Origin of the sequence: Bacteroides sp. 2_2_4, assembly GCF_000157055.1 — a bacterium.
GTDB lineage: Bacteria > Bacteroidota > Bacteroidia > Bacteroidales > Bacteroidaceae > Bacteroides > Bacteroides ovatus.
In genome coordinates this window covers 183,212-192,899 of record NZ_EQ973364.1, presented here as the reverse complement: position 1 = coordinate 192,899, position 9,688 = coordinate 183,212, and the positions used below count along the sequence as shown (strand labels likewise).

The following is a 9,688-nucleotide window of genomic DNA, read 5'->3' as shown; positions in this document are numbered from 1 at the left end:
CTACAATGACATATTCACCTGCTTTAGCTTCCAGTGCCACAGTCTCGTCCCACGTTACGGGAACTTGTGTGATGAAACGGGTACAATCTTCATTACGATAATAAAGAGTAGGATTATCCGCCAACATCTGCAGACCACTTTCAAAAACCACAAAGAGTGCCAACTGATAAGCGCGTGTTCCGATACTTGCAGCATTGGGACGTTCCGACCGATACACATTAGGCTGCATACTAATCATCGCTCCGGGAGTATAATCCATCGGACCGACAGCATTACGCATAAACGGTAAATATAGACTATTATCCGGATAACAACCGCCCATTTGTTCCATGCCACGCACTCCTTCGTAAGACAGCACATTCGGATATTTATATTCCAGTCCGGCAGGTTTGAAAGAGCCATGAAAATCGACAAACAAATGATGTTTGGCTGCTTCTCGGGCTACCCGTTCGTAAAAGTTGACCATCCACTGATCGCTTCTGTCCATGAAATCAATCTTAAGTCCTTTTACTCCCCATTCATTGAAAGTCTTGAAGAGATCAAAATTGTTTTCTACCGTCAACCACGTCAACCAAAGCACAATCCCTACATTTTTTTCTTTGCCATAACGGATCAACTCGTGCAAGTCTACTTTGGGATTAGGCGTATAAGGATCACGTGTACTTTTAGCCCAGCCTTCATCCATAATGATATATGGAATACCAAATTTAGAAGCAAAATCAATGTAATACTTATAAGTATCCAAGTTATAACCGGAAACAAAATTCACATCCGGTCCGTAAGGAGAAGCGTCATTCCACCATTCCCAGCTCACCTGTCCCGGCTTAATCCATGAAACATCCTGAAGTTGATTCTTTTCAGCCAGTTTATAAGTCATTGTATTCTCAATCAACTGCTTATCATTTTTACTTATCACAAAGTAACGCCAAGGATAATTTCTCGTACCTTTTGTTTTAGCAATGTAATCAGCTTCTTGAGTAATCTTCACACTACGATCACTGTTTTCGGCAAACGCAAGCGGAGCTTTAGGAAAAACAGAGATTGCTCCGTTCGTCCCCGTTCCTTTGAGAAACATACATGGATAATCAGCCAGATCCGACTCGCTGATTAATATTTTATAGTCTTTTTGTGTGTCAATCAATACCGGCAAAACAGCTATCCGTTCTTCAGGCTTCCACGCATTACTTTGAACATGTGTGTAAGGTTCCTCATAAGCTGTATGGAAGCCTCCCGGTTGTTGCAAGTGAAGAAGATAATCCGACGGGAAGTTGATAGCAAACTCTTCGTTCATTACTTCAACATCACCTTTTTGTGAGGTAATAAACCGGTAAGCAACTCCATCGTCAAAAGCACGGAATTCTACTGAATAATCTTTAAAGGTCAGTAGCAATTGATTATAACGATTATTGACTTTCGCATATTTCAAAGGAACAATAGGAGTTAATTGCTCGTCGACACTCGTACGTTTCTGACGGCGCAGTTTGGGATTTCGTCCCAACACCTGATTCCTCAATGTCAACTGAAGGGTATTGTCCTTCAACAATACATCTCCGTTATAATCTATACTATAATAGATTTTATCCGAGAGATTCAAGAACACTTTCAGCTCTCCATTGGGAGAAATTAACTCTAACTTATTCTGTGCACGAAGTAGTGATGCCAAGCACAAACACACAACTAACAGGAAATATCTTCTCATGGTTTAGATATTTAATTAATAATCGTTTTACAATGGCAAATGTAATAAAAACATCACTTCGTACTATCAAACGGACTGGGTAATACTCCTTCAAAAGTCATTTTCACTGGTTTGATATACCCGTTTTCATCAAATTAGCCTGATATTTCATTGTCTTTCCAGGCAACGACAAAGAAGGAGCTACTGCTTCATCTGATACCGCACGCTTATAGTTCGGTTTATTGCTCATGACAAAACGTAGTTTCACGCCATCACGTATATCCTCATATTTCAAATAAGATTTGTCATACTTCTTGCCATTCACATACAATTCCTTTACATACACATTCTTCGGCGACCAATTATCTGCTACCATTTCAATAACTTTTCCGTTGCTCATCCGAACTGTTATTGCCTCAACGCAAGGAGAACCGATGTTATACATATTGCTTGAAGGAGCCACCGGGTAAAAGCCAATGCAATTGAACATATACCAAGCCGACATCTGTCCGCAATCGTCATTGCCACTTAATGCATCCGGAGTATCGCCATAGAAACGGTCAACAATCGTACGGACCCACTTCTGACATTTCCAAGGTTCTTTCAAGTAATTATAAAGATACGCTACATGATGGCAAGGTTCATTTCCATGCCAATAGGCTCCGATACGGCCTTGAATATCATGTGCTCCCGGAATGTCATCCGGCAACTCTACTGTGAACAGTTCATCCAACCGGTTGCGGAACCAATCTTCGCCAGCTTCGTTCATATATCCTTGTACATCTTGTGGTACGTACCAGGTATATTGTACAGTAAAGCCTTCCGTAATATCCCCCCATCCATTTACAGATCCGGGTCCCTGATAAGCTACCGGAGTAAACGGTGTACGCCAGTTTCCCTGACTGTCCTTGCCACGCATATACTTCGTTTCCGGATCAATCAAAGTCTGATAAGAGAGTGCACGATTCAAGAAATAACGATAATCATCCTCTTTACCCAAAGCCTTGGCAGCCTGTGCCATGCAATAATCATCATACGCATATTCCAATGTCTTAGATACTGACTCCGCCTCTTTATCGAAAGGCACATATCCCATCATACGATATTCCGGCAAACAGTCATAATTCGGATTCATCGCCGTGGTCTTCATAGCCTCATACGCACGTTCGTAATCGAACCCTTTTACTCCCTTCACAATCATGTCAGCCAATACGGAAACTGCATGATAACCAATCATACACCAAGTCTCATTTCCATAAAACGACCAGATAGGCAGCATTTTCTCCACACTTTTATCATAATGAGCCAACATGGAATTGGCAATATTGGCATTCACTTCCTGTTGAACCAGATTGAACCAGGGATGCAAAGCCCGGTAGGTATCCCAAAGAGAGAATACCGTATAGTTGGTAAATCCTTCGGCTTTTTCTATATTTTTATCTAATCCTCGAAACTGCCCGTCTGCATCCTGAAAGATGAACGGATGCAAAGCCGCATGATAAGCCGACGTATAGAATGTTCTTTTCGTTTTACGGTCGGCAGTAAGGGTATATTTTCCAAGTTCTTTTTCCCATAGTGCTTCTCCTTTAGCTTTCAGGTCATCGAAAGCGAGTCCGGCAAGTTCCGCCATATTGTTTTTTGCCCCGTTTGTGCTGACCGATGAAATAGCAGTTTTTACAATCACTTCCTCTCCGGCTTTTGTATCAAAAGAGATGCAAGCCATCAGATTCTTTCCCCAAGCCTCATAGCTGCTACGAAACCGTGAGGTATTGTAAATCACTGGCTTCTTATTCTGCATAAAGCGCAAGCCGGTCAACTTTTTAGAGAAAGTAGCCGTGAAATAGATATGCCGTTCCGGTCCCCAGCCTTTTACCAGTTTATATCCGGTGATGGTAGAATCATTTTCCATGCGCAGATTCGCCCATTCACAAGATTGCCATAAAGTATGGTTCATATCGATCATAATAAAAGCTTTATCCGATTGAGGATAGGTGAAGCGAAACATACCACTACGTACCCCTGACGTCATTTCAGCCTTTACTTCATAATCTGCCAGTTCCACCGCATAATAATTAGGTGATGCCCATTCCTTTTCATGAGAATAACGTGAACGGTATCCCTTTTCCGGCTCCTCACGTGTCCCCGGATCCAGTTTCATCTCTCCTGTTCCGGGAATAAACAAGAAGTCTCCCAAATCAGGTATACCAGTCCCGCTTAAATGAGTCAGACTGAACCCCAACAAGGTGGAATGATTATATTTATAACCGGAAGCCGCATCATAGTATTTACTATCCGTGTCCGGACTCATCTGAATTCCTCCGAAAGGAATCTGCGCACCCGGATACACATTACCATAACCATCTGTTCCCACAAATGGATTCACATAATCAATCAGTTTCTCGGTTTGAGCCATGCCTGGCAAAATACTCACCAGACACGACCAAACCAAAAACAATCTCTTTTTACCCAATCTACTAGCCATATTTATTCTTATTGTGCTTGTACATCTCCTACCGCAACTTGATATTCATGCCACAGTTCATCAATATTATATTCGTCTCCCAAAACATGCTTGATAGCTCCATCAAACGACCAAGGGATAACCTCCAATGTACTCCGGTTAAACTTACGCAGGAATTCAGGATCTTTGTTGTCACGTAACCACACGAAGAAATAACCCGCCGTACGGTATCCATCCATATAATTTCCACCTTTCGGACGGGCATTCGGTCCGTCAAATCCTCCATTGGCAACCCGCACAGCATCTGCCATTCCCTCGATAAATGCCCAGAACACACGATTGGTTCCATAAGAGCCGATTCCCTGTGGCTCCAGCTGATATGCGTGCGTCAATTCATGCAAGAGCACCCCGCGTGTTTCAAAAAACAACTTCGCCGTATCATTCGCTGCAAAAGATTTTTCAATGTGACGTGTACTGTAGAAAATCGTCACATCACCATTACCACCACCTTTCGCAGAAATACCGTTGATATCTTCCAAAGTATAATGTATCTTGTGCACTGCGGGAATACTATCTTCCGGAGAATTGTAAAGAGTAGCTAATACAGTACGTGCCTGTTCCTTGATATACGATTCAGCATCGGGAATGATCCGGTGGTAAATGTCCGATCCCAGCGTTTCCGGTGCTTTATCCTCAAACAATACAGCACCTGTATTGTACTCTTTCCATACATCAGAATTATCCTTCACCTGTTTTTGCACACTTGCAGCACAAGCCCCCATACCTACCAGCAGGCAGGCTGCATAGATTAAATGTATCTTTTTCATACTCCTTTATTGATTATTCGTTGATTCCGTTAGTTAATGAATAAGGTTTATCCTCCGGTGATAATCCGCGACGTTTGTTAGGTGACGCCCCCATCTTGAATTCAAGCACGCCTCCTTTCAAAATGTCTTCATGTGTAATGTACATCTTGTCGTATACCTTACCGTTCAATTTCAGCGACTGCACGTAACGTTTCTTATCGCTGACACCCGGCGCTTTGATCTCCAATGTCTTTCCATTAGGAAGCGTCATCTTCAGATAAGGCAGGTAGGGCGCTCCCAATACATACTGGTCTGTACCAGGACAAACCGGATAGAAGCCCATCACGGAGAAAAGGTACCATGCTGACATCTGTCCGCAATCATCATTTCCACCCAATCCGTTAATATCATTCTTATACATCTTATTCAGAATCTCACGCAGCCAGTACTGTGATTTCCACGGCTGGGAAGTCCACGCATATAGATAAGGAACATGGTGGCTCGGTTCATTACCATGCACATATCCGCCGACCAAACATTCTTCCGTAATATCCTCATTATGCTCATAGTACTTCTCCGGCAGATGCATGGAGAACAGTTCATCCAGTTTCTGCACGAACGTCCCTTCTCCTCCCATCAAGTCGATCATGCCAAATACATCGTGCGGCACATGAAAAGAGAAATTCCATGAATTGCCTTCGATAAAACCTTCACCATAGGTTTGCAATACATCAAACTCTTTCTTGAAAGAACCGTCACTATAACGGGGACGTGCAAAACCAATACTTGTATCATAGATAGTACGATAATTGAGGGCACGCTTTCGGTAAGTCTCCGCTATTTCCTTGTTACCTGCCTTCAAAGCTGTCTGATAGATAGTCCAATCGTCGTATGCATACTCCAAAGTAGAAGAGGCTGCTGTACCACTTTTGTCAAGCGGAATATATCCCAGCTTCATATAATCAGCTATACCTTCATAATACGGAACGGTGGATGTACTGACCATTGCCGCCAATGCCTCATCCACATTCGAAAAGACGCCTTTGGTTATTGCATCCGCCAGTACAGACACAGCATGATAACCGCTCATACACCAGTTTTCATTTCCCATCAGACTCCATATCGGCAACATTCCGTGCACGCTTTGTTGCTCATGTTTAATCATAGATTCCACCATATCCGCATTGCGTCCCGGTTTCACCAGGTTCAGGAAAGGATGTTCCGCACGATAGGTATCCCAAAGGGAAAATATAGTATAGTTGGTGAATCCTTCCGCCCGGTGTATGTTATGATCCAGCCCACGATAGGAACCGTCTACATCCATATACACAGACGGATTAATCATGGTGTGGTAAAGAGAAGTATAGAACATTGCTTTCTGATCGGGCGTACCTTCGATCTCGAAATGCTCCAGTTCACTATTCCAATCTGTACGAGCAGCTTCCGCCAACTGTTCGAAACTCTTTCCGGAAGCCTCGGCATGCAGATTCTTAATGGCCCCTTCCGTACTGACTGCCGACAATGCCACTTTTACAACCAGTTCCGAATTGTTAGCGGTATCGAAGTTAAAGTAAGCCACGATTTTTCGACCTGTGATTTCGGGGAAGTTCTTTTCCAACTTAAAACGACGCCAAAAGCCATTGTACAATACTTTTTCCTTATCCTTATATCCGTAGTCTTTAATCGGCTGTGACAAAGAGATAGCAAAATAGGTATAATTCGTACGCGCCCATCCATTGGTGATACGATATCCGGTCAACAGAGTATCGTTTTCGACTCTCAAATTGGCCCATAGAACTTTGCCGTCATAATTATAAATACCATGCACCAGATCCAAAATCAAATGACCATCTTTTCCTTTCGGGAAGGTATATTTATGTATACCCGTCCGTTGTGTTGCTGTCAGTTGGGCCTTAATGCCATAATCGTCCAGTATCACTTCATAATATCCGGGAACAGCTTTTTCTGTAGCATGGTCAAAACGTGAACGGTATCCCTCTTCCGGATAATCCGCCCGACCGGGATTTAACTTCACATCGCCAACAGCAGGCATCAACAAGATGTCTCCCAAGTCAGAATGTCCCGTACCACTAAGATGAGTGTGACTGAAGCCAACAATGGTCTTGTCCCTATATTGGTAACCAGCACAATACTCGTAGGCATTTTTCTGATAAGCTCCATTTATATTATGCGGAATTGTGTCTGTGTCCGGACTCAACTGTACCCATCCGAAAGGAGTGCAAGCACCGGGAAAAGTGTGCCCCATCCCATTGGTCCCGATAATCGGATTCACATAGTCTACCGGCTGTTGAGCTATGGCGGACAAAGTTACTGCCGCCATAGTCATCATCAATACTTTCTTTCTCAAATTATTCATATCAGCTTACTTTGCGTCACGAGAGAATGAATACGGGAAGTCTGATTCGTTGATACCTCTTCCCTTATTCGGTTTGTTATCCATATCAAACACCAGACGACCGCCTTTCAACAGATCGAAATGGTTCAGATAATTCTTTGTATAATTCTTGCCATTATAATTCAATGAACGAATATAACGATTATCATCGTTATTCTTCGGGGCGGAGATTTCCAATTTCTTGCCGTTCTCCAGTGTAATCGTTGCTTTCTTAAAGTAAGGAGCTCCCATCACATATTCATTGCTGCCCGGACATACCGGATAAAATCCCAATGCAGTAAATACATACCAAGCCGAAGTCTGACCGTTATCTTCATCTCCACAATAACCGTCCGGAGTAGGAAGATAGAGGCGGTTCATCGTCTCACGCAACCAATATTGGGCTTTCCACGGTTCGCCGGCATAGTTATACAAGTAGATCATGTGCTGGATAGGTTGGTTGCCATGTGCATAGTTACCCATGTTAGCAATTTCCATTTCACGAATCTCGTGAATCACTCCTCCATAATAGCTATCATCAAATACAGGAGGAAGATTGAATACAGAATCAAGCATACTGACAAACATCTTCTTGCCGCCCATCAGGTCAACCAGTCCTTGTACATCGTGGAATACCGACCATGTATAATGCCAACTATTTCCTTCCGTAAAGGCATCTCCCCATTTAAAAGGATTGAAAGGAGTCTGGAAAGTTCCGTCGGAATTCTTTCCCCGCATCAACTTAGTTTCCGGATCGAACAGATTACGGTAGTTCTGACTCCTTTTCTTATAAACATCCAGTTCTTCTGCCGGACGGCCTAATTTTTCACCCATACGGTAAATGCACCAGTCATCGTATGCATATTCCAATGTGCGTGCCGCATTCTCATTAATTTTCACATCGTATGGCACATAGCCCAGTTTGTTATAATATTCATATCCACGGCGTCCGGTAGTAGAAACTTTCGGATGTACGCTATTGGCCCCTTTCAGTAGGCCTTCGTACATTTTTTCTGCATCCGCTTTGGTTACATTCTTCATGAAGGCATCCGCCACTACAGAAGCTGAATTGTTCCCAACCATACAACCACGATGGCCCGGGCTTGCCCATTCAGGAAAGAATCCACTTTCAAGATAGGTATTCAACAGGCCTTCCTGCATCTTCTCACCCATTGAAGGATATATCAAATTAACAAATGGAAACAAGCAACGGAAAGTATCCCAGAATCCAGTGTCGGTAAACATATATCCCGAACGGATTTCACCATTATAGGGGCTGTAATGCACAGTTTCTCCCTTACCGTTTACCTCGTAAAACATACGGGGAAACAACACCGAACGATACAAGCAAGAGTAGAACGTACGCATACGGTTCTCATCGCTGTCTTCAACCTTGATACGCCCCAAGACATTGTTCCATGCCTTACGACCGGCCTCTTTTGTCTGTTCAAAAGTCTTATTACCAATTTCCTTCAAGTTCAGTTCCGCCTGTTCGGGGCTGATGAATGAGGATGCCACTTTTGCATGCACTTGTTCTCCTTTTTTCGTCGAAAATCCGATAGCAGCACCCACGTGATTGGATTGTAGTTCGAGATGTGTTTCAACCAAATGATAGTCTGCCCATACTTTATTGAAAGTAAAAGGCTTGTCGAACTCTATCACAAAGTAATTTTTAAAGTTTTGAGGAACACCGCCACTATTGCGTGTCGTATAACCAACTATTTTATTTTCTTCGGGAATCACCTTCACATACGAACCACGATCGAAAGCATCTATTACCACATAGGCATCGGAGGTTTCAGGGAAAGTGAAACGAAAATGTGCACAACGTTCTGTCGGAGCTATTTCAGTTGTCATGTCATACTCTGACAAATAAACACTATAATAATAAGGAGTGGCTTTCTCTGCTTTGTGAGAGAACCAGGAAGCACGACTATCCTGATCAATCTTCAACTGTTTAGTCATCGGCATGATTGAAAACTGACCGTAGTCATTGATCCACGGACTGGGCTGATGGGTTTGCTTGAAACCTCTGATTTTGTCGGATGCATAAGTGTAAGCCCAACCGTCACCCATCTTTCCGGTTTGTGGCATCCAAAAATTCATTCCCCAAGGCAACGCAATGGCGGGATATGTATTTCCATTGGATAGTGATATTTTCGAATCAGTCCCCATTAAAGGATTCACATAGTCTACCGGTTGCTTTTGTGCAAAGGTAGAGGAAACTCCCAATAGCAGGGCTATTGCGAAAGATAGTAGTTTCTTTTTGTTCATGGTCTACGAATTAAACTATTAATACTAGATTATCAAGTCTTTTTTATTTATGTTACAAATTAAAGCATCTTTCA

The 9,688-nt window shown here is 42.9% G+C and carries 5 protein-coding genes; all 5 read right to left on the bottom strand.

What is annotated here, in order from left to right:
• Positions 1-1,699, bottom strand: a 1,699-nt coding sequence (locus tag BSCG_RS0127655) for a glycoside hydrolase family 97 catalytic domain-containing protein (RefSeq protein WP_032849648.1), incomplete at its 3' end; no start/stop codon positions are given.
• Between the two features lie 103 nt (positions 1,700-1,802).
• Positions 1,803-4,160 (bottom strand): GH92 family glycosyl hydrolase, encoded by a 2,358-nt coding sequence (locus tag BSCG_RS07460; RefSeq protein ID WP_008776740.1) that lies wholly within the window; start codon positions 4,158-4,160, stop codon positions 1,803-1,805.
• An 8-nt stretch (positions 4,161-4,168) separates the two neighbouring features.
• On the bottom strand, positions 4,169-4,966 hold the full coding sequence (locus BSCG_RS07465; protein WP_008776739.1) for a basic secretory family protein: 798 nt from the start codon (positions 4,964-4,966) through the stop codon (positions 4,169-4,171).
• A 13-nt stretch (positions 4,967-4,979) separates the two neighbouring features.
• Positions 4,980-7,322, bottom strand: coding sequence for a GH92 family glycosyl hydrolase (locus BSCG_RS07470; RefSeq protein ID WP_008776738.1), 2,343 nt, complete (start codon positions 7,320-7,322; stop codon positions 4,980-4,982).
• A gap of 6 nt (positions 7,323-7,328) precedes the next feature.
• Complete coding sequence (locus tag BSCG_RS07475) at positions 7,329-9,614, bottom strand: GH92 family glycosyl hydrolase (RefSeq protein ID WP_008776737.1); 2,286 nt, start codon at positions 9,612-9,614, stop codon at positions 7,329-7,331.
• Positions 9,615-9,688: the final 74 nt, after the last annotated feature.

What these genes read in the sequence shown, in the direction of transcription:
- BSCG_RS07475 (WP_008776737.1), bottom strand. Translation starts at nt 9,614, where the DNA reads ATGAACAAAAAGAAACTACTATCTTTCGCAATAGCCCTGCTATTGGGA.
- BSCG_RS07470 (WP_008776738.1), bottom strand. Translation starts at nt 7,322, where the DNA reads ATGAATAATTTGAGAAAGAAAGTATTGATGATGACTATGGCGGCAGTA.
- BSCG_RS07465 (WP_008776739.1), bottom strand. Translation starts at nt 4,966, where the DNA reads ATGAAAAAGATACATTTAATCTATGCAGCCTGCCTGCTGGTAGGTATG.
- BSCG_RS07460 (WP_008776740.1), bottom strand. Translation starts at nt 4,160, where the DNA reads ATGGCTAGTAGATTGGGTAAAAAGAGATTGTTTTTGGTTTGGTCGTGT.